The sequence below is a fragment of the Aliikangiella maris genome, assembly GCF_040719265.1.
GTDB classification, from domain to species: Bacteria; Pseudomonadota; Gammaproteobacteria; order Enterobacterales; family Kangiellaceae; genus Aliikangiella; species Aliikangiella maris.
In genome coordinates, this window is the sequence record NZ_JBFDAH010000024.1 from 21,223 (window position 1) to 46,428 (window position 25,206).

Genomic DNA, 25,206 nt, shown 5'->3' on the forward strand with positions numbered 1-25,206 from the left:
GCTTTTTCCTGAAAATTCTTTCTTAGTCATTTTTGCTTACTGCTAATTCTCAATCGGTATTCACATATCGTAATGAAATATTTTTAGGATGAACCGATGAAGGAAGTAGCGATAAAACAATCATAGCAAACATAAATAAACTGTCGTTTAATGGTAGCTTTTCATTAAGAACTTCCTGCATAGACTCTTCGCGCATACTATGCGGACCTTCGATTCGGTAACAAGCTTGGTTAAATGAATAAAACCACATTTTGACAAAAAGTTTAGGGTGAAGAAGTAATTTCCACATAGGAATATGACAGCCAATCTCTTTTGCAATGGCATCAAGAAACATAATTTGTGACGGCATCGATTCGGTATGTCTTGGGCTGAGGCTCATCCAGTGCTCTTCCCACTGTTTTTCTTTCTCTATCCTTTCCATTAAATTATCGGGCAAATTAATATTGTTGCTGCATAACTGGGCAAAGTATCGAGCCTGCATTTCGGCGCAAATTGGTATACCTCCGCTGATAGGTCTTAAAAAGCCAATCATCGCTAGTCGCCCATTGCAATCTGGATGAAATGCATGTTTATAGAGGTTTCTTACATTATTGTCTTTGATTTCAATATTCTTGAAAATAGAAAAGTCTTTTAAAAAGCCTGTACATAAAACAATGGTGTCGAATGCTTGCATGGTTGTATCTTTAAAGTGTACGGTATTACCGTCGATATAGTCGATGCCTGTCTCTTGAACTTTAATTTTTCCATTGATAATGTTAGGTACAAAACTGACGTTCTTGCAAAATATAATTTTTTGTGACCAATTGCCTGCACCTTTATGAGAAGTTTTGTTCCAGCGGTCAATGAAGTCTCTAACTTCTTTGGTGTTTTCTGTATACATATCAACTTTAGATGGATAGGCTGGCTGACCCATATCGTTTATTGAGCTAAGTGTTTTTTTACTGTGATCAATACCAAATAACTTGCCTATAAGTTTTAAGGGAATTGAAAGCAGCCCATATAAGTTGACGACAGAAATAAATAATTTTTTGAGAAACCAATTATCCTGACTGAAAGATTTAAGTTGGTACTTAAAGCCTGTAGAACGGATCCACATTTCATGATGGTGTGACCGCGTTGTTAAACTGTCAGTAGCATAGTGACCATAAATTAATCGTGGCAGTAAAAACGTATGAGAGCGAATAGAAACGGTACAAGATTCAGAGACATTTGATATTTCTCGTAAAATATCGGCACTTGACTCTGCTAATCCAATCACTAACACTTTTTTTCCAACGAAATTTCGATTGTTTCGATATTCACTTGAATGAATCACATTACCTGAAAAATTTTTAATTTCGGGAATCTCTCTATTAGGCTTTTTGAATGGACCACTACAAACAGCAAGTGCTTCAAAGTTATATGTTTTTATATGAGCATTACTATCCCTCACAACGATCGACCAACTGCCATCTGCTTGATGAATAATTTCTTCAACCATGGAGTTAAACTGGATATGTTGCTTAAGCTGATAGTGCTCACAATAATTTTGCAGATATTTTAAGTAGCCTTTATGATCGGTAAATGTTCGCTCACCTTTATGCATAAAATCGGAAAAAGCCATCATCTTCATTGAAATTGTGAGCATTAAATTGTCGTAAGCTTTCATTTGATCTTTATCATCAGGTGTACGATACCAGATGCCGCCAATATCTTCATTCTTTTCAAAGCAAGTCACTTCATGGTTTTCATCAATTAATTGTTTAATTGTGGTTAACCCAGAAGGTCCTGCGCCGATGACACAAACTTTCATAATGATTTCCTTACATTGGTTTAAATTAATGTTAATTCTTTTTTTGAATTTCAATTTGAGTTTCTTGATATTATGGTTAAGTGATTTATCAGAATAGCTGATAAAGCAAGCTTATAAATTGACGTTTTAAAATATTTTAGTCTTCTGTTTTTTTGTTTTTTGATAGGCATGTCTCAAGTCTTTGAGAGAAAAAGTAGAAATGAAGATAAAAAAATTAATGGTAATTATTTTGGGAATGGCATTAAAATGAGTTTTTTTCTGACTTAACTTGTTCTAAATTTATTATCATTGCTGGATGGCGAAGTTTAATTTTGCGAAGCCCTTTATTTAGATAAACATATCCACGTAAAATAATTTTTTTACCAACTTGAAGCTGTTTTAATGACACTGTTTCTGACTGAAACGTCGCTGACTTAGTCGTCATTGATTTGACTTTTTGTGATGAAGGAGAAAAATACGGTTGGTCTTTTTTAGAAATAATTACCCACAAAGTATGATCTAAATGAAAGTGAAATTCACTACGCGTTAATCGTATCTCTGTAATTGTCCCTTGTATTTGATGGAATCCAGATGAATATTGTAAATTTTTAGCTGCAATAGGTTGAAATTGATTGTTTTGCCAAAGGCCTGCTTTTTTGTTTCTGGCTGTTTGTTCGGCTTGTTGTAAGCAATCAACAAACATTATATTAGGAGGAATGACTAGTAACTGAGCAAATCCAGAGGTAAGCATCGCCGAATTGATGAATTGACCTTTTTCATTGAAAGCCAGTGCTAGAGTACGGCCATATTTATCCTGACTGCGCACATCTGGTAGCCAATAGATTGGTTGTCCTGGTTTAACTAACTGGTGAAGATGATGTTGTGCTGATTTTGCTAAAGGCTCGGCTGGCTTGGTTGAGCGTGGGTTTATTTCTGGTGCGTTGATGTGCAATAACCGGAGTTTATGCCCACTATGCGTATGGATCGTGTCGCCATCAGGAATCCAGCGTACCGTATCGGTTTGAAGACTGGGTTTAAGCGTTGCAAAACTAGGACAGAGTTCTTGCGCTTTGGCTAATACAAAACATAGTGGTAAAACACAGACAATAAAAAAGACGCTGGAGCGCGTCTTTTTCGAAAACTGGCATTGCAAGGGAATGCAACTATCAATTGTTGACTATTATTTGTTCAGCGAACGAGAACCAAAACGTTTACGGAACTTATCAACTCGGCCACCAGTATCAACCATTTTCTGCTTACCCGTGTAAAATGGGTGACAGGCTGCGCATACATCAAGATTGATGTCTCTACACAGAGTTGAACCTACTTCAATGGTATTACCGCAGCTGCAAGTTGCTGTAACTGTTTCATAATTAGGATGAATTTCTGCTTTCATTGTGAAATCTCTTGTTTTTGCATATCGCCAGATGGGCCAGTTTATCTATAGCTAAATGCTCTAAATATTAAGTTTTTAGAGTTTCAAAGCATTAAAACTGCTCAAATACCATACACAGATTAAATGGAGGCCGGATCTTACCCATGAAAAAGCATAAATGCAAGTATCTAGGAGTGGTTTTGTTTGCCGTGGTCATTGCCTGACACATCGAAGCTGACGTAGATACGACCAACGATTAGTGGCTTGCAAATAAATGTTGATATATGGAGAGTTAAACGAAGTAAAATTCAAATAGTGTAAGGCTAAGTTGAATTAAAATCTCTTTTTGAGAAAATTTTAAGCAGAGCCAAAAGTCGAGGATTGATATGGAGTCAATTAGCAGAGAGTTGGCGTGGAGCTTGACGAAGCAATCTACTTTTAGCCTGCCGCGAATCCGATATTGCTTAAACAGAGGAAAGCAATTTTTCGGCATTATCGTTTTCTCTTTCTTTCTCAATAATTTTAAAAATAAAAAATCTTAAGAAAAATTTTAAAAAAATCCCTTGAAAATAAAAATCACACCACTATATATCAGTCAGAGGCGCAAAACTCTGAAAACCGGTTTAAAGACTTTTGCTCAGAAGTATTTTATTGAAATTTAATTTTAACTTTTTATAGATTTTTTCTGAGGAGATTCACATGAATATGTTACGTATTAATCCTTTCCGTGATTTAGAAAGCTGGTTTAACACCTATAATCGACCACTTGCTAATTTTGACAAGTCATCTAATGAGTGGGCCCCGAGCGTTGATATTATTGAAAATGACGAAAGCTTTGTGATTAAAGCAGAGTTGGCAGGCATACCTAAAGATGATATTAAGGTTTCTATTGATAATCGAGTATTGACACTTAGTGGTGAGCGAAAGTCTGAAGTAAAAGACGAAAAGCATCACCGTATTGAAAGATTTTATGGCAGTTTTTCGCGTAGTTTTGCATTGCCTGAAAATATTGATGAAGAAAATATTAAGGCAGAAAATAAAGATGGTGTGTTGAGCTTGACCATACCTAAAGCATTACCAAAACAATCGTTAAAACAAATTGAAATACATTAATGTCGATTTAGCGATTAATAGCGTTTTTGTTTTATTGGTAATAGCTGTTTTGATTTGTTTGTTTAATTTGTGATTAGATAGTTCTTTTATTACTTTACGCCAGAATGCGTTAACTTTTATGAATGATTTTTAAGCCGACACATTATTGTCGGCTTTTTTATTATGAATTAAAGCATTAGTTGAGTACAGAGTATTTTACTACGGTAGTTGTTGACGTTAATTAATTACGGTTAAAACTTAATGGAGTAATGGAAAAAAAGTGTATTAATTTGTCTATTGTTTATGTGTTTTTAAGAATCGGATAATGATTTTCTTAATCTCTTAAGAATATAAATAATCAGCTATATTATTTACTATGGTTATGCGCTTGCATTTTAACTATACGACTTCTAGAATATTTTGTTACATATTGAATATTCGCAGTAAGTTACTTCAATTAGCCTTACCTGTTTTATTAATGACTGATAGCACTTGCCATGTACAGAGCACTCCTTACAAGACTGTCAGTAAAATATGGATTGGTCAGGAAAAGCAAGTGATTTTTCGATTTTATGTATAAAAATAAATTGTTTTATTACCGTCAAATTTTTTTATATGTTTTCACCTTAATCTGTTTTCACCAATCATTAATTGCGAGCGAATTTGAATATACCTTTAAGCAACTCTCTACAATAGAGGGCTTAAGTCAAGGTTCAGTTGTCGATATTGAAGAGGATTTTGAGGGAAATATTTGGTTAGCAACCTTTAATGGACTGAATCGATATGATGACATCCGTATTTATCCTTATTTAAAAAATCTACCCAATTTTTCAATACCCCATAATGAAATTGTTGACTTGGAAATTGCACCTGATGGACGACTTTGGGCGCTTTCTAATCAATCAATCTTCTATCGGAAAGCTACAAAGATTTAGGATTTGCTAATTTCCCATTTCGAATGACGCTCTCTGCTGATAATACTTTATGGCTGGCTTCGTTAAAACAGGTTTATCAATTAGATTTTAATCAGCTAAATAGCAATGCACAAAATTTACTTCCAGCCAAACCTGTATTGATGGCAAATGATGACAGTAATAATATCTATTATGGATTGAATGAAGGAAAAATTTATCGTCAAACTAACTTGTCAAATCAGCTTGAACGTCTTCCTTTAATTTTTAACCAAAATCGAGTGATTACTCTACGTCAGATCGCACAGCCGCAGACGCTTTTTATTTGCCCCTTATTTTTTTGAAGCTAACCCGCTCGAATTTGAAATTAATACCGAATGTAAAACTCGTGACGATATCTTTATCAAGCAATTTTAATAGTGACTGACCGATGAACAAAACTTTCCGCAGCACCTTTGGCGAATCGTCGAAAAAATTGGTCATTACCACGGCTTAACTATTCAGTCCTGGTATACCGAGGATGATGTCATCGATGACTTAGTCCACCTCATCAAAATTCAAACGATTATTGTGTATAACTGTTTAATTCGAGATGAATATGAATTAGAGGGCTTCCTCGGTGATTATGGTTGGGGTAATAATCAAATCGAATACATAGAGCGCTATCGGGCNTCGAGATGAATATGAATTAGAGGGCTTCCTCGGTGATTATGGTTGGGGTAATAATCAAATCGAATACATAGAGCGCTATCGGGCCGAAAATGGGGAGTATGATCCCAATTTGACCTTTTATAAACAAGTCTTGACAGAGAGTCATAGCTCAATCTTTTTGAGCCATTTGCCTATGTGATGGTGATAGCAAATATTAATTCGCCATCACCGTTCTATCCTTGGCCCATTCGCGCAGCGCTTGCATTTTTTCTCCCATCACAACAGATAATGGGCGGGTTTGTTGTATTTCAGTAAGAATGGCTTGTGTCGATAAACCATGATTTTCTGAATAAGCATGGTATAGTGCTGAAACAACAGCTTGTTCAATTTCTGAACCGGTAAAGCCTTCGCTTGCTTCGGCAAGGGTGGTTAAATCAATCGTTTCAAGAGGTTGTTGACGTCTTTTGATATGAATGGAAAAAATGGTTTTGCGAGTTTCAAAATCGGGTAAATCAACGAAAAATATTTCATCTAGCCTTCCTTTCCTTAGCAATTCTGGTGGTAATCTTGATATGTCATTTGCGGTGGCAACAATAAAAACTTGTTTACGTTTTTCGGCCATCCAGGTAAGAAGGGTGCCTAAAACTCGTTGTGATGTGCCACCATCACTTTCACCGCTCGAGACCCCCTTTTCGATTTCATCCAGCCAAAGTACACAGGGTGACATAAGTTCGCCCATTTTAAGTGCTTCGCGTAAATTCTTTTCTGTTTCACCATGAAACTTGTTGTAAAGTGCGCCAAAATCAAGTCGAAGTAATGGTACTCCCCACATACCGGCAACAGATTTTGCGGCTAAACTTTTTCCTCCGCCTTGAACACCAACCAGCATTAAACCCTTAGGCGGATCGAGAGGGATATTGCGATCGAGAAAAATGGCCTCCCGCTTTTTTAACCATTGTTTTAAGTAATTGAGTCCACCGACTTCGCTGAATTTTGAGGTTTCATATTCAAAACTTAGCACACCTTCCATATCGAGGAGCTCAAATTTGGCTTTGTTAATGGCGGGTAATTCATCTTCAGTAATTGCACCATCGCTGATCACATTGCGAATTAAGGTGCGTGCGTCGGCAAAGCTCATACCTTTTAAATTACGCACTAGTTTTTTCAGGGTTGGATTATCCGTTTTAACTTTTTGTCCTTGATGAGCTTTTGACCAGCGTTTGGCTTCATCGCGAACCAGGTTTTCCAATTGTTCTTCGTTAGGGATCGATAAACTGTATTTGGCCGAAAATCGTTTCACTTCGGCAGGTAAATGTAGTGAGTGAGAAATAAAAAATAAGGTATGTGCAACTTGCTGATGATTTAGTGCTATTTCTTTAAGCTGGCGAACAACTTTGGGCGCATCTTCAAAATGAGGATGAAAATCACACAGAGCAAACAAGCAGGGGCGTTTGGAAGACTTTATTTCGGATAAGACGTCAAGTGGCTCTTGTGTATCATCTATTTCGGCTAAATCGTGTGCCAGATCAATACGGCGCATTCCATCAATATGGTCCCAGCAAAACAGAGGTTTATTGATAAACGCAGCAATATCGCCCAGTAGATTTAACGCACGCTTTTCCTCATGGGTTTCAATGGTGATTATTGGATATCCAGAATTAATTAATAAACAAAGATCATTAAAATCAGTTTTACCGCTCATAGCTTTCCTAAATTATTTATTTCCAATTGGTTAACCGCTCGATTTCACTTAAAATAGGTGGAATATCTGAATTAGTCGACTCTTATTTTGATATGTTGATAATATCTATCATATTTATAATACTTAATACTTAATACTTAATACTGGCGGCTAAATGGATAGCGATTAGTTCAAGAGCCCACAGTATTTAAATAATCGGTAAATCCTCTAAATGCTTCAGGATTTTCCCAAGAGTCTACGGATTAATATTTTAGCCTTATTTAAGAGAGTGTCTAGGTGATGCGTCAAATTACCCCGCAAGATAAAGTTATAATGTTTGCTGATAATATGCTAAAAACGCTGTTTGGTGGTTATCAAGTAACATCACGTCATAACCCGGCTAATGAAAAAGATAAACAACCCGTTAACGAGATTCCTGAAGCATTAACGCCTCAAGAGTCAAAACATGCCGCTGGATTAATGCGAATTAACCACTGTGGCGAAGTTTGTGCGCAGGCTCTTTATCAGGGCCAGGCACTGACAGCACGATTGCCTGAAGTGCGTGATAAAATGGCGCAGGCAGCCATTGAAGAAAACGACCATCTTGATTGGTGTGCAACTCGGCTAGAGCAACTTGAGGCCTCACCGAGTAAATTAAACCCATTGTGGTATTTGGGATCGTTTTCTATTGGTGCGATAGCTGGCGCTATAGGTGATAAGTGGAGTTTGGGGTTTGTTGCTGAAACCGAATATCAAGTCGTACGCCATTTGGATGAGCATTTAACGAAACTACCTCAGTCTGATTGGCAAAGTCGCGCGATTATCACGCAAATGCGCGAGGATGAATTACAACATGCCACCACGGCCTTAGCTGCTGGCGGGAGCGCATTGCCGGTACCCATTCAAAAGTTAATGGGACTGATGTCAAAAGTAATGACATCAACGGTATATTATATTTAAAGCAAATAAAATAAATGTATTGAAGGCTAGATATTTCTCTGCTAATTGGCGGTCATTCTACAAATTATTTTGTTACCACTGGCGATGTTTTGTGAACAGTCGATTAACTGTGTTGATTGATTGAAAATGTTACTCTGATTTTCAGACCATGTGGCTTAATATTTTCTGCCTGAATCGTTCCCCGGTTCATTTCAAAAGCCCGTTTGGCAATCGATAAACCTAACCCAATGCCCCCGCCACTGCGAGAGCGGGCAAAGTCTGGTCGATAAAAAGCATCGAATAACTTTTCAAGCTGATCGCTGGCAACGCCTGGGCCATTGTCTTCGATTTCTAGGATAATTACTGAGGGTTGGTGTGTTAAATTGATCTTGATGACACTACCTGAACCTGCGTATTTGATGGCGTTACGTAAAATATTTTCTACACCACTGATTATTGATTCACGCATTCCTCTAAATTGGCAGGTATGTGGCAAATGTGCCAGTATTTGAATATTTGATTGATTTGCTTCAAATTGTGCATCATCGACTATTGATTTGATTAATAGGCATAAATCAAAATTCTCAGAATGATTTTCAATTTGCTGTGATTCCAGTTTAGATAACGTGAGAATTTTTTCCAACATATCATTCATTCTATCGGCTTCTAATTCAATGCGTTGCAAACTGCTCCTTGCCGATTCTGGTAAGCTTTTTTCAGCGATACCTAATGCGATTTTTAAACGAGAAAGTGGTGAGCGTAATTCATGCGAAACATCGCTGATGAGTTGCTTGTTCGTTGCCAATATCTTATTTAAATGTGTGGCTAGATTGTCAAAATCTAGCGCTAAGTCCCCGAACTCATCGTTACGTTGAATAAGTTTTTGTAAGCATTCACGCTGAGTTAAATCATGTTGCAATTGGTGCGTTGCAAACTGTAGTGTGCGAATTGGTTTTGTAATGAGTAAGCTTAATATGAAGCTAACGGGAAAACTGATAATAAAAGTTGATATAAACAGGCTAAGAGCAATATCGCTAAAAAAGTTGAGAACTAAATGGCGATAAAATGCGGGTTCTTTTTGATAGGAATAAACCCAGTAATCGCTATTTTCAAATGATAAAGTAATGCCGCCAAAGTAAGCATTTTTTCTTTCGATAGCTGACAGAGGGCGTTGTTTTCGTTTAACAATATCATGTAGCTTGCTCAATAACTCAGGAACTGCTTTTCCAAATTTATCGATACCTGCTTGATCTAACAAATAAATATCTTGAAGTTTACGTTGTGACAAACTGAACCTGGCTGCGGGTTTGGTGAGCGTCAGGTTGACGCGTTTGGTAATTTTTTTGAGTTCATGTTTGTAGTGTGGTGGTAGTGGACGATAATAGGTTTTGCCACTGTTTATATAACCAATGAAAAGATAAATAGTGATTAAAAATACCATTATCAGCCAAAACCAGATGAAAACTTTCCAGAACAATCCGAATTTAAAGATTGGTTTGGCTATTTGATTGATATTAGATTTTAGCTTCATCAGAGAACATCAATTAAAAGATTACTTTTCAGGCCATACCAGATATTGGTAACCACTACCACGAATAGTTTTTATTCTGGGTTTTTGTGGAGAAAAAGCCCCTAATTTTTTACGAACATTACTGAGATGCATATCGATGCTACGATCAAATGGTTGTAATTTCTTTCCTAGACAATTTTCACTGATTGCATCGCGACTTACTAGTTTTCCGGCATTTTCCATGAGTATTTTGAGTAAGTCGAATTCTGTTGAGGTTAAGTCGATCATTTGTTGGTTAAGTGTTACTTGCCGATTGGTCGGATCAAGACAAACCCGGTTAATCGTCAGTACAGTTGTTGGATTTGAGGTGAGGATTGAGGCTTGAGTGCGCCGGGTTACTGCTCTGATTCGAGCGACGAGTTCTCGCGGATCACAAGGTTTGGCTAAATAGTCATCTGCTCCCATTTCAAGTCCGACAATACGGTCAATTTTTTCGCCGCGTGCTGTAAGCATTATTATTGGTAATGCTGAATTACGCCGAATTTCAGTTAATGTCTCAAAGCCGCTTTTTAAAGGCATCATGACATCGAGAATGAGCAAATCGAAAGATTGTTGTGAAATTTTAGTGATAGCTGATTCACCATCATAAACGCACTCAACATCAAAGTTTTCCTGAGAAAGATAATCTTTTAATAATTGGCAAAGTTCAATGTCGTCATCGGCAATAAGCAGGTTCATGTGAAATAGTCTTTAGAGCATACTGAAAACTTTAATACAAAAGGTTATATCAGTGTAACATAAGTTCGATGGTTAGAAAGATTTACAAAAGTATCTTTACATAATATTTACAATCACTTGACTCTGCTTTGCATTATTTCCCATACACTTTTTGAGGTGAGTTGATGCCTTAGCTAAGTTGCTAAATCGTATCGAATATGACATAGAATACCTTAATGATTGTTAACCTTACTACTAACGGGAGTTTAGTATGAAAATAAAAGCTTTATTAATGAGTCTGATTATTGGTTTTTTCAGTTTAAGTACAATGGCGGGTCATCCAGAACATCAAGGTGATCGCGGAAATCATCGTGATATGATGTTTTATAAAATAATGAAAAAAATGGATTTGACGAGTGAACAAAAGTCTCAGCTAAAGTCAATCCGAGCCGAGTATAAGCCACTAATGAAGGAAAATCATGAACAAGTTAAAGCAATAAAAAAACAATTAAAATCGCTCCTAAAGGCAGATGTGTTAGATGAATCAGCAATTAGAGATGTTCATGCACAAATGGCACAGTATAAAAGTAATAATCTGATTATACAGACAAAAATGAAACGCGCCATGTTTCAAGTTCTCAATGAAGAGCAACAAAAAAAATTCAAGCAGTTAAAACATAAAAAACATCAGCACGGACAGCATTCGGAATAGTTTGACTTAATGACCATCTTGTTCTGAAATTAATTCGTTAAGACTGTTGTTAACAATAAATTAGCGCAACACGTTTTAGACAGTCTTAACCAATTTAAGGCAGATTAAAAAATTAGCCTGGAAAGGATGAAAGATGGAATTATGACGGATTATGGAATTATGACGGATTTATTATCTCTTTAGAGAAAAATAATTTAATCTCGAAATTAGTGCTGGAAAAAATGAACCAATGATTTACAATACTTGCCAGCAGACACCAATACCTCACTGCTTTTTATCGCTAAAATAATTATTATTAAATAAGTATCAAATATATGATCGACTGTAAAAGTGAATATTTAAGCTTCAACGCTTGAAATACTACTTTTATTGGTGTGAATCTAAAAACTCTAGGGATATAGTCTATGAAAAGCTCTGCAAAGTTGTTATTCCATTATTTTTGTTTGTTTACTGTGTGCAATATTATGGTTGGATGTACGCATCAGAGTTTGAATCGGTCGGGGTTATTTACAAAGGAAGCATCTTCAACTCAGTTTCTTTCTAAAAATCAGCAAGTTATTCCTTTGATTAACTACCAGTTGGAAGATGGTTTTATTTTAATTACTACGACCAGTTATGGATGTACCGTATTTGATTCTTTTGATGTGAAAGTGGCCAGCCTTAAAAATAATAGCCTTGCAGTGGTTCGCCAAAAAGTCGATAACTGTGCGATGACGACCAGACCGATCGAATTACGTTATTCCTATAAGCATTTAGGGCTTGATTTAGCACGCCCAATTTCAGTGATTAATCCGCTTATTAAAAATCCGGAAAGTTGAAGTTAATACCAACAAAAAGTCGAATTGAGAGTGACAAAAATTAGGGAGTCATTAAGTTTTGTTACCTTAACCTACAAAATTAGACTTGTTTTCATTATTTTCCTGTCATAATCTCGTATTTTTGGTTATATCGGTTAATGGAATATTTAATCGTAAGGAGAATCGATTATGAATAATGAATCGACAGTCACAACACCCAGTCAGCTAAATGCTATTCAGTTAACTGACCGATATCAAAGTCTCGACTTTATCCGCGGAATAGCAGTTATGGGTATTCTGGTTATGAATATTCAGGCGTTTGGTAATCTGTTTGCCTCTTATTTTAACCCAACGGTTAATGGTGACTTTAGTGGTTACAACGTTACTGCTTGGTATTTTACTCACATTTTCTTTGAACAAAAGTTTTATACCCTTTTTTCAATGTTGTTTGGCGCAGGTATTATGGTTATGGCTCATCGAAGCGAAGCCAAACAGCTTTCTCCCGCGAAACTGCATTATAAGCGAACTGCATTTCTCTTATTATTTGGATTAGCTCATGCTTTTTTAATCTGGTTTGGGGATATTCTAGTGGCATATGCCATTTGGGGGAGTATTGTCTATTTATTTTGGCGCCGCTCGCCAGTTACACAGTTAATTGTTGGGCTGGGTGCGATTTTATTTATATCGCTGATGATGTTGTTAGGCGTAGCGGTCATGACACCTGATGTGTTGGCTGAATTGCAGGCGACATTTATTCCTGAACAGTCAGTCATTGATGAGATTGTTAATGCTTATCGAGGCACTTGGCGTGAACAGTTAGCGCAGCGAGCTGAAACGGCTTCAAAGCTTATATCAGAAATGATCTTTTTTGGCTTTCGCATTGCTGGCTGCATGTTGTTGGGGATGGCAATGTATCAATGGGGAATTTTGAATGGTCAAAAGTCGGTAGCATTTTATCGAAATATGACTTTGTTATTTCTTATTCCAGGACTGGCTATTGTTTATATAGGGGCTTCAAAGTTGTATGCCAGTGGCTTTCAGGATGCGGTGTTAGTGCAAATGGAATTAGGTCAATATAATTATTTGGGTAGTGTTTTTGTCGCCATTGGTTATGTGGGGTTGTTTCAGTGGATTTATCAAGTGTCTGCTCGAGGAGCTGTTAAAACACGTATTGAAGCGGTAGGACGTATGGCGCTGACTAATTACATTGCTCAATCTATTATCTGTACCGGATTTTTCTATGGATTTGGTTTTTTTGCGCAACTGTCTCGAACTGAAATGCTATTGGTGGCGGCCTGCGTGCTGATAGTGCAGATTATTTGGTCGAAATGGTGGCTTGAACGTTTTCACTTTGGCCCATTGGAATGGGCCTGGCGTAGTTTGACTTATGGTCGAGCGCAGCGTTTTAAGCGAGTCGCAAAGGCATAATATTTTTATGGCTTTGGTTGGTTAATCAATATTTTTACATTGAAAAATTGTTTTATCATCAAGGCGCAGTGCGGTTAGTTTGCGTCCCCAAACACAACCAGTGTCCAATGCATAGTAATGTGGAATTGGACACTGCCCCATTAATGAAGCCCAGTGCCCAAAAATCAGCTGACCTTTGTTTAAATTTTGTGGCAGCTCAAACCAAGGTGTGAGTTCTGCCGGTTGTTCGCCGGGTGGTACTTTACAGGTTAACTCTAACGAACCATCAGAAAAACAGTAACGCATACGTGTCAGCGCGTTGGTAATAAATCTTAATCGTTTGATACCACTTAGACTTTCCTTCCATTTCGATGGGGTATTATTATACATTTGGGCAAAAAAACGATAGCTGTTTTTAGATTGAATTGCTTCTGAAACTTCTTGTGAAAAATCTACGGCATCACGAAAGCTCCAGTCAGCAGGGACTCCTGCATGAACCATTGCAAACTCCAATTGTTCATCCATATAAAATAAAGGTTGAGTTTTAAGCCACTTTACCAGCTTTTTGCGGTTTGGCGAAAGCAGGATTTTTTTAAAGGTATCTTTTTTATTAGATAGATGTTGACCTGATTCGATGGCTAAAAAATGTAAATCATGATTACCCAGTACACATTGAATACTATCTTGATATTTATAAATATATTCTAGCGTTTTAAGTGAGCTTGGGCCTCGATTGATCAAATCACCTGCCAGCCAAAGCTGGTCTCGGCCTGGATGAAAATCAATTTTTTTAAGGAGTTTTTTAAATGTCCGGTAACATCCCTGAATATCGCCAATGGCATAGGTTGCCATAAATAAACCTTTAATATGTTTTTTATAGGCTATATAGTTTAGCGAAAAAGTGGCAGCAGCCAAAGAATTCACATCAATTATTTTATTAATAACAATTTTTAAATGAGGTTCAAAGATGGCAGACTCCAATGCAAAAGTTGTAGTGATAACCGGCGCAAGCTCTGGATTTGGATATGCAACAGCAGTGCGTTTTGCTCAGGCGGGTTGGTATGTAATCGCGCTTGCCCGTCGCTTGGAGCGATTGCAGGCTTTGCAACAGCTAATTGGGGAAACATGTTGTGAAATTCATCAGTTTGATGTTTGTCAACAAGAAAATATTGATGAGTTTGTAAGCAATCTGGCCACGCGTAAAATACAGGTTGATCTGTTGGTGAATAATGCTGGTCTTGCTCTTGGCCTGGAGTCAGCCGATAAAGCTTTACAACAAGATTGGCAAGTTATGGTTGATACCAATATCAAAGGGCTGATTTTTATGACCCGCGCGATGTTGCCACAAATGGTAGCCGCAGCCCATGGTCATATAATTAATATAGGCTCAATTGCCGGTAGCTATGCCTATCCTGGCGGAAATACTTATGGTGCCAGTAAAGCCTTTGTTGCACAATTTAGTCTAAACTTACGCGCTGATTTAGCCGGGACGGGGATTCGTGTAACCAATATTGAACCAGGATTAGCGGAAACAGAGTTTTCAGTTGTAAGATTTCATGGTGATAAGCAAAAAGCCGATAAGGTTTATCAAGATGTACAACCATTGACTGCCGAAGATATTGCCGAGAGTATTTTTTGGAGCGCATCACAACCAGCACATGTAAATATCAATCGAATCGAATTAATGCCGGTTTGTCAGGCGTTTTCTCCATTATCAATTTCTAAAACGAAATCTTAGTTTGTGTTGTGATTTTTAAATTGTTTATAAATTGACTTGATAAAATAGCAAATTAAGTGAGCAACAATCTGTATTTAACAGAGGGGCTATTGTCCCTCTGTTTGATGATATATTTTTCGGAAAAATCGCGCTTAGTGTAGCAAATCGCTCGATGACTAACTTAACGATGCTTTTTGAATTTCGATTATTTCACTAATCCCTTGTTGCGCAAGTTGCATCATTTCAGCAAGCTCAGTTGGCGAAAAAGTCGCACCTTCTGCGGTACCTTGTAGTTCGATGATTCCTTTATCTTCGTTCATGACAATATTCATGTCAGTTTCTGCGGTTGAATCTTCTGCGTAGTCTAAATCGAGTACAGGCGTACCTTGATAGATACCAACAGAAATTGCGGCAACCATATGCTTGAGCGGGTTGGTTTGAATCATCTTTTGGCGCAGCATATATTTAATGGCATCTGCCAATGCGATACTTGCACCTGTAATTGATGCCGTTCGTGTGCCGCCATCAGCTTGCAGAACATCACAATCGATGGTGATAGTGTTTTCACCGAGTAATTCTAAATCAACGGCTGCACGCAACGAGCGTCCTATCAATCGCTGAATTTCCTGGGTTCGTCCACTTTGTTTACCGCGTGCGGCTTCACGAGCGTTGCGAGTATGCGTTGAACGAGGCAGCATACCGTATTCTGCCGTTAGCCAACCTTGATTTTTGCCTTTCAAAAATCGTGGTACGCCTGACTCAATTGAAGCAGTACATAATACACGAGTGTCACCGACCTCAATCAGTACCGAGCCTTCGGCATGACTAGTAAACTGGCGGGTTATTTGAATGGGGCGAAGTTGATTACTGGTTCTTCCACTTGGACGCATGGTTTATTCTCTAAAATCAGATACGGGTCAAATAGTTAGAGAATTTTAACCAAATTCCGTGAGATTTTATATGATTTATCGAAATTAATCGGTAGCCAAGGTACAATTTAACTATTATTGAATCGCTTAGCGAAGAAAAGGGCCTTATATGATTAGAAGTATGACTGCGTTTGCTCGTCAATCTGTCGAGCAGTCCTGGGGAGTTGGTGTTTGGGAGATCCGCTCGGTGAATAGTCGATTTTTAGAAACTAATTTTCGATTGCCAGAAGCGTTTCGATATCTGGAATTTAAATTACGTGAAGCCTTGCGTAAAAGATTACAGCGTGGAAAAATCGATTGCAGTCTTAAAATTGACACCTCAGGAATGGAGTCAGATAAATTAACGGTCGATAAATCACTGGTACAATCACTGCTAAGTTCTTACCATGAACTCGAACAACTTTCTGGTGCAGAGCAAGCGCCTCCACTCGCTCAATTATTAGCCTGGCCTGGCGTTATTAAATCGAATGAACTTGATACCGAAAAAATGGAACAAGAACTGCTCGCTGGATTAGATCAAGCAATTGATCAACTTATTGTAATGCGTGAACGTGAAGGAAGCAGCCTAAAAGAAATTATTGAACAGCGCCTTTCCGGCATGTTACAGCAAGTCGTTTTGGTTCGAGAAGAAATGCCCGCAATCGTTCAGTGGCAAAAAGAAAAAATATTAACGCGTTTTGAAGAAGCAAAAGTTGAGCTGGAAGAACAGCGATTAGAGCAGGAAATGGTTATGATCGCACAAAAGATCGATGTCGATGAAGAGTTAGATCGATTAGATACACATATTCGCGAAGTTGGACGCTTAATTAACAAAGGTGGCTCGGTTGGTCGGCGGCTGGACTTTTTAATGCAAGAACTTAACCGTGAAGCCAATACGCTTGGCTCTAAATCGATTAATACAAAAACAACTGCTGCATCGGTTGAGTTAAAAGTATTGATTGAACAAATGCGTGAGCAAATTCAAAACATCGAATAGTTTTTTTACCTGTCCAAATTGGTTTGCAGATGTCCGTTACCAACTACCTGTTTAGTGGTGGGCAGAATGGTGGGCAGAATGGTGGGCAGTAAGTTACCCAATTTTCGAATTTACTCGCTTTGTGATAGGTTTTGGGGGTCGTAAAAGCTAACTGCATGAAGCATTATGGCGTGAGATGGGTTTAATTGTAGGTGATAAAATCTATCAAAGAGCTCATTAAAACTAAGGATTGATCAGCATTTCACTACTGCGTCAAGCGCTTGCCTAGTTTAATGCGTTGCAAATCGGATTAAGTAACTCGCCATACGTTTTTCAAGTTAGGCAAGTATAAAATTAAAGGCGTAGTAGGCATTTACGCCTGCCACGTTTAATTTGAAGAACGATGCATTAGGTATTTCACCATTACCGCTTCGTACACTTTTTCAACCTCGATAAACTTAGTGACGCTCTCTAGGCGCGTTAAGGTTGTGAGTTTCATCGAGTTTTTCATTGGACGATGCGGCACATTGGTCACTGGCGTTTGCAGTGATAGAGGTTTGCCAAGCTCAAATAAATAATACAAATCAGCAGAACCTGACTTCTTACCTGCTTGATCTTCAGTAATGGCGTAGCGTGGTAACACTGTGACTCGTTTAACCGGCCAGAGCTTGTCAATTTGCTTGGTTGAACTTTGGGTGTCAGAAGTAGACGCCAACGCTAAATAGCGAATTTCCTCAGCAATATGTTGTTTAAATTTCTGCAAAAATGTGCTTTGCGGCAGGTGATACCACTGCGCTGTGCCTTGCTCAAATTGTTTAAAGTAGCCATTATCACGGCCGCGTTGCCCACCCAATGCCACTGTCATCGTCAAATCAGGGTACAGCACTTGGCGCATACCGTAATAAGGTATGCGTGCAGCGTCTTGTACGTAGAGCCTCTCTGCCATGCCAGCCACGGGATACATAGTCTCATTGCCTCGCCCTGTTTGTGCATTTGGCGCAGTGCCAATTTGAGCTTGCAAGAACGCTAGCAACCACTGGTGACCGGAATATCTGATCTTAGTCTGGGTAGGATCAGTTTGACTAGGCTCATCTTGACTAGGTAACAGGGCAAATGCGCCAATACCCACTTCTTCTATCGCGGCTGCGTAGGGGTTGGGGTTTGTAGCTTGATCAAAAAAGCCTGGGTATAAAGCAAACGCACCAAAAACAGGACGGCTTTTCTTAGCAGGTTGGCCAGCGTTTCCACTTGATGATTCAGGTCCGTGAGGTTCTGATAAATGAATCAAAGCATCCCGATAACGGTGCATTTGGTTGATAGCATCGTCTGGTACGTAATCGGTACTTTCAATATCTTCATTACTGTCATCAAAGCGGTTTTTATCGGTTTTAATACGGTACTTGGCATCAAACAACCAAATAAACTGTTGCTCTTCTGATGAGCCTGTGTCTGCTTTTGTTAAATGGGCGCTTTTAGGCAATGTCACTTCCAACACAATATCCGGCTCTTGGTTAACCAAGTACGAGCGGATTGGTTTTCCTTTTTTGGTAAATTTAGGCTCGTGTGCCAGCCTAGCAGTCACACCATCACTGCGTTTAAAACGAAAGGCACCGGCAAACCCATCTTTTAGTTGGTACTCAAAAAAGTCATTTGGGGCGAGCTTCGTTGCACTGTTTTCCACCAATTCAAAGCCGAGATCCTGCTCTAAAAGCTGTTTCAAACACAAAAAGCACCACACTTCGTAAATCTCAGCCACCGACTTCATTGAAATGCTCGACTGATTGCCAAACACATCTAAATAAAATTTCAGCTCCTGCCAAATACGATACACCGCGCTGTAACCGGTTTTTTGCTGTAGCACTAACGACTCGCGGTTTAACCCTGTGTATGCACCCACCTCTTTTAAAAAACTTTGAGCTAACACTTTTTGCAGCGGTTGTTGCCAACTATGCAGCTCATTTAAAAATGAATCCGACAACCGTTGCCGCTCTGGCGCTTGGTTACTCTGCCTAAGCTTTTGTTCAAACTCCGCTAATTGCCGCTTGCTTTTACTCACTGCCATTTTGATAAAACGATTTTCTGGGGTATCGACACTCAGTTGCTTTTTTTCGATTGCATAGCGTTTATCGTACTGGCCATTGGCAAAGTCTTGCTTGACTTGCTCGGCTAACTTATGGGGCAAACGGCCTTTTAATTTGGCCGCTTTAATATTGGCAACCGTCGGTTGCAAGCGGCTATGCGGTGCAGCACAAATCACTTTTAAGCCTTGCTCAAATCGCGCCCTTAATGCGGCAAAATTAGCCAACCACATGAGTGGAAAATGCCCGCGCTGCTGGCTAGTTGCTGCGTCTTGTTCTGTTTTTTCTACCAAGCTAAAGCGCCAAAGGGGGTAAACTTTGTCAATGGCTTGGTACATGGCGGGCAAGTCTTGGTGCAGTGCCATTTTGGTTGGCAGCACTTCAAAGGCAATGTGCTGAGTCTGTGTTTTGCCATTGTGCTCAAAGGTAAGTGGCAAACGTAACCAGCCCACATCATTGCCGGTATTGATGGTGCCAGTTAAACGTGCGGGCACCACGCCCCTTGCGGTTTTTACTTCGGGGGCAAAACGAAATGCCTCATTCACGCTTTGGCTGCGATGGGTTAACCGCGCATTAGTTACTTCACTAAAAAAGACCCACTCAAACTGGTACTGAGTATTCTCAAAAAACAGCGGAGAATTTAATATCAGCTCAGCGTGTTTCGCTAAGCCATTGGCAACAAGGTCGTTGTCGGCTAAGTCACTTTCATCTGACCCACTTTGTACCAAGCCATCTGCAACTAGCCCTTGCGGTTCAATAGCACTACTCAGCTGCACCGCAGGCGCAAAGCGCAATTCGTAGCTAGGTTGTGCATGATTAGCGCTCGCCCTGTGCGCCATTGTATTCTGATGCACGCGCAACCGCTGGCTAATATCATTCGCCCAGACCGAAAACTCAAAGTCAGGGGTTTGTAATCGTATTAACTCCGGCATTCCCTACCACTCCTTACACCATCGCTGTACGGGTTTTGCTTATGGGTTGCGTTCATTGCAAAAAGCATCAAACAACACCAACCCATTAAGGCCAGAAACTGGTGAAGGTGGCACTGGCTAATCGCTCGCTCATCCATTGCAATTTCGCTTTTGAACGGCAAGGTATGCGAAGCACTTTCTCCTCATCAGTAGCACCATCAGCCACGATTTTCTCACGATACAAGTCAGGGCGTTGGTTTGCTTCGTCTGTGTCAGATGCTAACCAAATGGGGGCTAACTGAGCAGCCAGCACAGCGCTAAGTTCTTCCAGTAAATCCTTGCGATTTGATGTCGTCAGCTTGTCGGTATCGCCTTCGATGCGAGGCAGAACCTTACACATCATAAAATCGTCCCACACGGCTTTGAGGGTCAGGTCATCTTGTGGTTGGCTGCTGGCAACAGCAAGAAGAAGTTCATTTAAAGCGCGAAACGCTAATTCAAACGGGGTATTTTTTAGCACCGCATTAACGGCCGATAAAAACGCTACGGTTTTAGCACCATCTGCATCAAAGGTATTGGCTAAGTCTGTTTTGCTGGCGTTTGACCAAATGGGGTAACTAAGACGTTTATTACAGCTGGTTGGGGTGAAAAAGTCGTTATAGTCGTTAGGGAAAAACGCACCAAAATCAAAGCTCAGCGCTCGGTCAATCACTTTGCGTGAAAAGCCATGGGTGGTTTCATCCATATTCACTGTGCCGGCAACCAGCAGGTTAAACGGAATGCCTAAACCATATTGGCAAATCAATTCCCAGAGCTCGTCATAATTTTTATTTTCACTGTTTTCAAAGCTTAGCGCCTCGCGTAGCTTTTCTTTATCTGCGACTTCTTTAATGGTGGCGGGTTTTAATAAAGCATCACTGCTGTAGGTAAAGCGGTCATCTGTCCAACACCATTCGCGGGTTTCCAGCACTGATAAATAATCGGCAAAATACTGCTCAACAGGGGCAAGGTTCATTTCATCTAAGCACAGCCAGTAAGGCAATACTTGTTTAAGAGCATCACGTTCGCCTGCTACGACTAAACGCTTGCCTTGGTCTTCACTCTCTTGCACTTCAAGGGTTAAGCCGCTATCAGCAATCGCACGCCAAGCTTTGGCGATAAACTGCAATACATCCGTGGTGATGTATTCCGCAGTGCCATTTAGGCGTGAAATATAACCAAGCAAATCACTCGGCTCATGCCAGTCTGGGCGCACCGAGGTTAAACAATAGGTTTCAGCAAACTGCTGTGATGTTTTTGCTTGCTCACGCACAAAGCGGGTTTTACCTGTGCCTGAGATGCCTGCGAGAAGGAGGAATGGTTTGGAAAGAAGCTGTGCATTTTTTATTTCACTAATACTTAAGGATAGCTCTGCGAACTCATTTGCACTTATATCCATAATATTACCAAGCGAATGAATCTCTTTATTTAACCACTGCAATACTTTGTTTTTACGTTTATTCCTTCCTTTATTCGGCAGCATAAATCCAACAGGGGGAAAATTCGCAATAATCGTTTCAATTACACTTCTATCGTTACTTCCTGATCTCAGTATTGTATCTACATGCTCTGGATGACCGTTTATTAATTTTGAGATCACCGCAGCAATACGCTCAAAACGTATAGTTATTTGACCTTCTCCACGGGATACAAATATTTTCCCCTCATCATCCCAGTCAACATTATTAATTACCGATGTATTTCTTCCAGTTATGTATTGCAACTCTTTACCAACAAGCTGGTCTATCCACATTCTCGACTTGGTTAATGCTTCTTCAATTTGCATCTATCAATCCTTAAGATAATCTTTTATCGTTTTAGCTATGCCATATGAAAATAGGTAAGGAACACCGTTTCCAATTGTTTTAAACATGGCACTTAAGGTCATTGAACTAGGAAGTTCGAAATCGCTAGGTAAAGACTGAATAGCCATTGCTTCAGCAGCAGAGATTCTTCTAGGCTTGGTTGGATGCAAATGAACTTCATTGTTACCATATGCAGCTGTTGGTGAATAGCGATAACGATGAAGCCTTTTATAAGACTTCTTGGATGTATCACCTTCATCAATAACTAGAAATTTAGCCAAACCAGCTCTCGGCGTGAAATGATGATCCTTATTTGGATGCTGATTAACTTTATTTTTATTAAACCAATAATCAACAGTAAGCTCTAAGGGTAATGTGCTTGGGACCTCAAGCTCTTGCCCAAATGGGCTTTTATCAGGCCATTCATAAGAAAAAGCTGACTTATTGGGATATTTCATATAACTATCCCAACAAAACTTTTTGTCAATATTTTTATAAAGTTCTCTTTTGATCCCAAAAAGTATGACCCGATCTCTATCTTGAGGGACGCCAAACTCTAATGAGTTAATCAAACGATCATTTAGCTCATACCCTGATTCAAGCAACTCTTTTTTCAACTCATCGTAGAACTCACGGTGCTTTTTAGTTCTCCATAACCCTTTAACATTCTCAAAAACAAACCAATCTGGCTTATATTTTTTTATACATTCAACATAAGATCTTGATAACTTACCATTTTCACCAGTCCTACCTGCGTTTTTCCCCCCAACAGAAAAATCAGGACAAGGCGGCCCACCAATAAAGCCAACGAGATTGCCTGCTAAATTTTCATTTCTAACACTTTCGTGAAGATATCCATCATCTTGATTACTCAGATAGTCTTCTATTGAGTTTGCCTGATAACCATATTTCGGCTCACTGTGGCCCATTTTTTTTCTGCTAAAGTCATATGCTTTGATAAACTGATTTTCTATCTCATTCACAAATACAATTTCAAAACCTGCTTTTTCAAAACCAAGATCAAGAAAGCCCGAACCAGAAAAAAAAGAAAATATTACATTACTCACAGTAGTCTCCTACAACAATAAAGGAGCGAAATTTTATAGTTGGCTTAACTAGCCCAGATACGCGAGTCAGACAAACAATGCCCAACTTATCTAATGTTTTCAGTGTTCTCGACACATTGCTGACCGCTCGGCCTGTCAGCGTGGCCAGCTCAGTGATCGATTGCGGCTGTTGCTCGGCGATTACTTTTAACAACTGCTGGTTTTCTTTCGACAGCACATTGGCTACCGATTTCAGCGAGTCGAACCAGATATCAACGGGGTAATCGGAGTCGGGCGTTTGCCCTTTAATCCCTATGACACAGCGCGATTGTTTTGCGTTTTTCATTGCTTTACTCGCATAGCTTACTTGGCCCCTTTGCTCACTAGGTTCCCAGAAAGTCGATAAAACAGCGCTTGGCCAATAAAAAGACTGTACGTTTATACATAAGCCGCAGATCTTATCAACAACTGATAATAGCGCAAGGATATTTTCCGTTTAGGACGATTACAAGCCCTCGTACACAGTAAGTACACAACCAGTACACTAGCGGTATTGTCCGCTTTAGACTTTATACCTCGCCCAGCCCTTGTATTGACTGGCGGTGCACTGCAAGGCGACAAGCCCACACAGGATTCATCGCCTTTTTAGTCATCCAAAATACAGCCTTTAACACAGTACAGGGCTTAGGCCTTGAGCCACATAACGCAAACAAGACGCCGACTCCCTTGGGTTAACTCGCTGAGTAAACTGACTAAATGCTGAAAAATCGTCAGCATGGTCATCGTCAAAATATTCGTCATACTTCTCAAGGGAAAAAATTAGCAACTGCCACTCATCGCTTTGATGCACATGAAACCCATCTATTGAAAAGCCGAGCAACGGATCGGGAAGCGTTCCAGCTGGTAGCTTGATGTAGGCATCGATTGATCCCCAATCGGCATAGTAAAAACCGATATCAAAGTACTTTAACATCAGCTCAAAAGGCTCTGCCTTTAGATCACTAAAGGTGTAATACACCTGAAAGGACGTAGCGCTGATCTCGGCACGGCTTGAAATGGCTCTGAGTGCTTGACGTGCTTTAGCATCTAAATACCCAGCCAGACACTCAAATTTATAGTATTGGTATTCGCTCACGATGACCTTGCTAGATATCTATTGTGAATTGAAAAGTTTGTTTTAATAAAGGCAGTACCTGTACCGTTCTACCAATAGGTTCCGTGTTTAAAAAACGCCTTGGATCAATGCTCACAAATCCCCAAAACTGTAAAAATCGCTCAATAAACCGTGATTCGATGAGCATGCTTAGCTTTCTTTCCGGCGAGAAGTAATTATCTGCTGGGAAACCCTGTAGTAAATCGGGGAAAGCTGTCATCACTTCTTCTACCAGTTGATTCACCTTGTTGTGGCTTTGAATGCGCCACAACATAAACAGCCAAAAGGGCCGCAAGTCGGCATCATACTCAAAACCGTCCAAATAGCCCCAATTATATTTGCTGATGGCGGCCTCTAACATAGGTTTGAAAAAGGTCTGTATGCCTAGCGCTTGATACTGCTTTTGCGCTGATTTTTTTATATGGTAGCGACCGCTTCGCCGATAAATAATGCCACTAATTTCGGCGAGCACTCTGGTGTAGTGTAAGGCATTGAACTTGTCTTCATTACTGCCTGCAAACTCGCTGATACTGATATTTACAGGAAACTGAGCAACAGCAAACTCAGGTAATAACTCACTGGCCTGTTTGACCAACTTAGTCGGCAAGTTGCCTTTACTGGTGGCTTTGAATGAGCCTTCTTGCGCCATGGCCTCATCAAGAATAAGCGCTAAATAGCGCATCACTGGGCTGGCAGAATTACAGTGGGTGTGCAGATGCTCACCCACTGTAATTCAGCAAAAGGCGCATACAGCCAATTGGCCATTTGCGTTGGCGTTACGCCACAAAAATCGGGATGAGGTTGATTATTGCGATGGTGCACTTTGTGCTGCAAGGCTGCGTTGAGTTCATCAAGACTCAAATTTGGGTTCATTGCCAGCATGGTTTCAACATCATCGAAGACTTGAGCATGTTGCTTGGAAACACTGCTCATACAACAACGTTTAAATTTTTTACCACTGCCACAATGGCAAGGATCGTTTCGGCCGAGCTTCATTGCTGTCCTTCCTT

24 protein-coding genes are annotated in these 25,206 nt (G+C 39.6%); 9 read left to right on the top strand and 15 right to left on the bottom strand.

The features are described 5' to 3' along the window. Positions 1-49: 49 nt before the first annotated feature. The 3 genes from ABVT42_RS17635 to rpmE form a co-directional block, all read right to left on the bottom strand. Positions 50-1,792 (bottom strand): flavin-containing monooxygenase, encoded by a 1,743-nt coding sequence (locus tag ABVT42_RS17635; protein WP_353897249.1) that lies wholly within the window; start codon positions 1,790-1,792, stop codon positions 50-52. Positions 1,793-2,033: 241 nt separating this feature from the next. Continuing rightward, entirely contained in the window at positions 2,034-2,924 is an 891-nt protein-coding gene (locus tag ABVT42_RS17640; RefSeq protein ID WP_353897250.1) for a thermonuclease family protein, read from the bottom strand. A 27-nt stretch (positions 2,925-2,951) separates the two neighbouring features. Then, on the bottom strand, positions 2,952-3,167 hold the full coding sequence (gene rpmE / locus ABVT42_RS17645; protein ID WP_353897251.1) for a 50S ribosomal protein L31: 216 nt from the start codon (positions 3,165-3,167) through the stop codon (positions 2,952-2,954). 678 nt (positions 3,168-3,845) lie between these two features. Between rpmE and ABVT42_RS17650 the strand changes: the two genes are divergently transcribed. The 3 genes from ABVT42_RS17650 to ABVT42_RS17660 all read left to right on the top strand — a co-directional run bounded on the left by ABVT42_RS17650 (position 3,846) and on the right by ABVT42_RS17660 (position 5,493). After that, on the top strand, positions 3,846-4,259 hold the full coding sequence (locus ABVT42_RS17650) for an Hsp20/alpha crystallin family protein (RefSeq protein WP_353897252.1): 414 nt from the start codon (positions 3,846-3,848) through the stop codon (positions 4,257-4,259). Between the two features lie 551 nt (positions 4,260-4,810). Continuing rightward, complete coding sequence (locus ABVT42_RS17655) at positions 4,811-5,173, top strand: two-component regulator propeller domain-containing protein (RefSeq protein WP_353897253.1); 363 nt, start codon at positions 4,811-4,813, stop codon at positions 5,171-5,173. 23 nt (positions 5,174-5,196) lie between these two features. Then, positions 5,197-5,493 (top strand): hypothetical protein, encoded by a 297-nt coding sequence (locus tag ABVT42_RS17660; RefSeq protein ID WP_353897254.1) that lies wholly within the window; start codon positions 5,197-5,199, stop codon positions 5,491-5,493. Positions 5,494-6,014: 521 nt separating this feature from the next. Here ABVT42_RS17660 and ABVT42_RS17665 read toward each other — a convergent pair. Next, positions 6,015-7,502, bottom strand: a complete 1,488-nt coding sequence (locus ABVT42_RS17665; RefSeq protein WP_353897255.1) for an AAA family ATPase — start codon at positions 7,500-7,502, stop codon at positions 6,015-6,017. Between the two features lie 279 nt (positions 7,503-7,781). Here ABVT42_RS17665 and coq7 point away from each other — a divergent pair, with 279 nt between their 5' ends. Further along, positions 7,782-8,441 carry a 2-polyprenyl-3-methyl-6-methoxy-1,4-benzoquinone monooxygenase gene (gene coq7 / locus ABVT42_RS17670; RefSeq protein ID WP_353897256.1) on the top strand — a complete coding sequence of 220 codons (660 nt, stop codon included), beginning with the start codon at positions 7,782-7,784 and terminating at the stop codon, positions 8,439-8,441. A gap of 103 nt (positions 8,442-8,544) precedes the next feature. On the opposite strand, the gene ABVT42_RS17675 is transcribed toward coq7, so the two are convergent. Together ABVT42_RS17675 and ABVT42_RS17680 are read right to left on the bottom strand one after the other, a co-directional pair. Continuing rightward, positions 8,545-9,861 (bottom strand): sensor histidine kinase, encoded by a 1,317-nt coding sequence (locus ABVT42_RS17675; RefSeq protein WP_353897257.1) that lies wholly within the window; start codon positions 9,859-9,861, stop codon positions 8,545-8,547. 111 nt (positions 9,862-9,972) lie between these two features. Then, positions 9,973-10,668 carry a response regulator gene (locus ABVT42_RS17680; protein WP_353897258.1) on the bottom strand — a complete coding sequence of 232 codons (696 nt, stop codon included), beginning with the start codon at positions 10,666-10,668 and terminating at the stop codon, positions 9,973-9,975. Positions 10,669-10,918: 250 nt separating this feature from the next. Here ABVT42_RS17680 and ABVT42_RS17685 point away from each other — a divergent pair, with 250 nt between their 5' ends. The 3 genes from ABVT42_RS17685 to ABVT42_RS17695 all read left to right on the top strand — a co-directional run bounded on the left by ABVT42_RS17685 (position 10,919) and on the right by ABVT42_RS17695 (position 13,584). Continuing rightward, positions 10,919-11,359 (top strand): Spy/CpxP family protein refolding chaperone, encoded by a 441-nt coding sequence (locus ABVT42_RS17685; RefSeq protein ID WP_353897259.1) that lies wholly within the window; start codon positions 10,919-10,921, stop codon positions 11,357-11,359. A gap of 404 nt (positions 11,360-11,763) precedes the next feature. After that, positions 11,764-12,177 carry a hypothetical protein gene (locus ABVT42_RS17690; RefSeq protein WP_353897260.1) on the top strand — a complete coding sequence of 138 codons (414 nt, stop codon included), beginning with the start codon at positions 11,764-11,766 and terminating at the stop codon, positions 12,175-12,177. A 168-nt stretch (positions 12,178-12,345) separates the two neighbouring features. Continuing rightward, positions 12,346-13,584, top strand: coding sequence for a DUF418 domain-containing protein (locus ABVT42_RS17695; protein ID WP_353897261.1), 1,239 nt, complete (start codon positions 12,346-12,348; stop codon positions 13,582-13,584). Positions 13,585-13,605: 21 nt separating this feature from the next. Here ABVT42_RS17695 and ABVT42_RS17700 read toward each other — a convergent pair whose 3' ends face one another. Further along, positions 13,606-14,478, bottom strand: a complete 873-nt coding sequence (locus tag ABVT42_RS17700; RefSeq protein ID WP_353897262.1) for a symmetrical bis(5'-nucleosyl)-tetraphosphatase — start codon at positions 14,476-14,478, stop codon at positions 13,606-13,608. A gap of 52 nt (positions 14,479-14,530) precedes the next feature. Here ABVT42_RS17700 and ABVT42_RS17705 point away from each other — a divergent pair, with 52 nt between their 5' ends. Continuing rightward, positions 14,531-15,301, top strand: coding sequence for an SDR family oxidoreductase (locus ABVT42_RS17705; protein ID WP_353897263.1), 771 nt, complete (start codon positions 14,531-14,533; stop codon positions 15,299-15,301). 155 nt (positions 15,302-15,456) lie between these two features. On the opposite strand, the gene rph is transcribed toward ABVT42_RS17705, so the two are convergent. Next, the gene (gene rph / locus ABVT42_RS17710) at positions 15,457-16,170 is read right to left on the bottom strand and encodes a ribonuclease PH (protein ID WP_353897264.1); all 714 of its coding nucleotides are present in this window, start codon (positions 16,168-16,170) and stop codon (positions 15,457-15,459) included. 148 nt (positions 16,171-16,318) lie between these two features. Here rph and ABVT42_RS17715 point away from each other — a divergent pair, with 148 nt between their 5' ends. Further along, entirely contained in the window at positions 16,319-17,185 is an 867-nt protein-coding gene (locus ABVT42_RS17715) for a YicC/YloC family endoribonuclease (RefSeq protein WP_353897265.1), read from the top strand. Positions 17,186-17,552: 367 nt separating this feature from the next. Here the strand turns inward: ABVT42_RS17715 and ABVT42_RS17720 are convergent, their stop codons facing one another. The 7 genes from ABVT42_RS17720 to ABVT42_RS17750 form a co-directional block, all read right to left on the bottom strand. Continuing rightward, positions 17,553-20,174 (bottom strand): DUF2357 domain-containing protein, encoded by a 2,622-nt coding sequence (locus tag ABVT42_RS17720; RefSeq protein ID WP_353897266.1) that lies wholly within the window; start codon positions 20,172-20,174, stop codon positions 17,553-17,555. Positions 20,175-20,259: 85 nt separating this feature from the next. Then, positions 20,260-21,978, bottom strand: coding sequence for an McrB family protein (locus ABVT42_RS17725; RefSeq protein WP_353897267.1), 1,719 nt, complete (start codon positions 21,976-21,978; stop codon positions 20,260-20,262). A gap of 3 nt (positions 21,979-21,981) precedes the next feature. Continuing rightward, on the bottom strand, positions 21,982-23,064 hold the full coding sequence (locus tag ABVT42_RS17730; RefSeq protein WP_353897268.1) for a DNA cytosine methyltransferase: 1,083 nt from the start codon (positions 23,062-23,064) through the stop codon (positions 21,982-21,984). Continuing rightward, positions 23,057-23,389 (bottom strand): HVO_A0114 family putative DNA-binding protein, encoded by a 333-nt coding sequence (locus ABVT42_RS17735; protein WP_353897269.1) that lies wholly within the window; start codon positions 23,387-23,389, stop codon positions 23,057-23,059. Before ABVT42_RS17735 ends, ABVT42_RS17730 begins: the two co-directional genes overlap by 8 nt. Before the next feature lie 321 nt (positions 23,390-23,710). Further along, positions 23,711-24,178 carry a hypothetical protein gene (locus tag ABVT42_RS17740; RefSeq protein ID WP_353897270.1) on the bottom strand — a complete coding sequence of 156 codons (468 nt, stop codon included), beginning with the start codon at positions 24,176-24,178 and terminating at the stop codon, positions 23,711-23,713. A 10-nt stretch (positions 24,179-24,188) separates the two neighbouring features. Further along, positions 24,189-24,923 carry a hypothetical protein gene (locus ABVT42_RS17745; RefSeq protein ID WP_353897271.1) on the bottom strand — a complete coding sequence of 245 codons (735 nt, stop codon included), beginning with the start codon at positions 24,921-24,923 and terminating at the stop codon, positions 24,189-24,191. Next, positions 24,878-25,192, bottom strand: coding sequence for a YecA family protein (locus ABVT42_RS17750; protein WP_353897272.1), 315 nt, complete (start codon positions 25,190-25,192; stop codon positions 24,878-24,880). The genes ABVT42_RS17745 and ABVT42_RS17750 overlap by 46 nt, the downstream gene beginning before the upstream one ends. Between the last annotated feature and the right edge of the window lie 14 nt (positions 25,193-25,206).

Excerpts from the sequence above, each read along its gene's own strand:
- ABVT42_RS17635 (WP_353897249.1), bottom strand. The coding sequence starts at position 1,792 with ATGAAAGTTTGTGTCATCGGCGCAGGACCTTCTGGGTTAACCACAATT.
- rpmE (WP_353897251.1), bottom strand. The coding sequence starts at position 3,167 with ATGAAAGCAGAAATTCATCCTAATTATGAAACAGTTACAGCAACTTGC.
- ABVT42_RS17650 (WP_353897252.1), top strand. The coding sequence starts at position 3,846 with ATGAATATGTTACGTATTAATCCTTTCCGTGATTTAGAAAGCTGGTTT.
- ABVT42_RS17655 (WP_353897253.1), top strand. The coding sequence starts at position 4,811 with ATGTATAAAAATAAATTGTTTTATTACCGTCAAATTTTTTTATATGTT.
- ABVT42_RS17660 (WP_353897254.1), top strand. The coding sequence starts at position 5,197 with ATGACGCTCTCTGCTGATAATACTTTATGGCTGGCTTCGTTAAAACAG.
- ABVT42_RS17665 (WP_353897255.1), bottom strand. The coding sequence starts at position 7,502 with ATGAGCGGTAAAACTGATTTTAATGATCTTTGTTTATTAATTAATTCT.
- coq7 (WP_353897256.1), top strand. The coding sequence starts at position 7,782 with ATGCGTCAAATTACCCCGCAAGATAAAGTTATAATGTTTGCTGATAAT.
- ABVT42_RS17675 (WP_353897257.1), bottom strand. The coding sequence starts at position 9,861 with ATGGTATTTTTAATCACTATTTATCTTTTCATTGGTTATATAAACAGT.
- ABVT42_RS17680 (WP_353897258.1), bottom strand. The coding sequence starts at position 10,668 with ATGAACCTGCTTATTGCCGATGACGACATTGAACTTTGCCAATTATTA.
- ABVT42_RS17685 (WP_353897259.1), top strand. The coding sequence starts at position 10,919 with ATGAAAATAAAAGCTTTATTAATGAGTCTGATTATTGGTTTTTTCAGT.
- ABVT42_RS17690 (WP_353897260.1), top strand. The coding sequence starts at position 11,764 with ATGAAAAGCTCTGCAAAGTTGTTATTCCATTATTTTTGTTTGTTTACT.
- ABVT42_RS17695 (WP_353897261.1), top strand. The coding sequence starts at position 12,346 with ATGAATAATGAATCGACAGTCACAACACCCAGTCAGCTAAATGCTATT.
- ABVT42_RS17705 (WP_353897263.1), top strand. The coding sequence starts at position 14,531 with ATGGCAGACTCCAATGCAAAAGTTGTAGTGATAACCGGCGCAAGCTCT.
- rph (WP_353897264.1), bottom strand. The coding sequence starts at position 16,170 with ATGCGTCCAAGTGGAAGAACCAGTAATCAACTTCGCCCCATTCAAATA.
- ABVT42_RS17715 (WP_353897265.1), top strand. The coding sequence starts at position 16,319 with ATGATTAGAAGTATGACTGCGTTTGCTCGTCAATCTGTCGAGCAGTCC.
- ABVT42_RS17720 (WP_353897266.1), bottom strand. The coding sequence starts at position 20,174 with ATGCCGGAGTTAATACGATTACAAACCCCTGACTTTGAGTTTTCGGTC.
- ABVT42_RS17725 (WP_353897267.1), bottom strand. The coding sequence starts at position 21,978 with ATGCAAATTGAAGAAGCATTAACCAAGTCGAGAATGTGGATAGACCAG.
- ABVT42_RS17735 (WP_353897269.1), bottom strand. The coding sequence starts at position 23,389 with ATGAAAAACGCAAAACAATCGCGCTGTGTCATAGGGATTAAAGGGCAA.
- ABVT42_RS17750 (WP_353897272.1), bottom strand. The coding sequence starts at position 25,192 with ATGAAGCTCGGCCGAAACGATCCTTGCCATTGTGGCAGTGGTAAAAAA.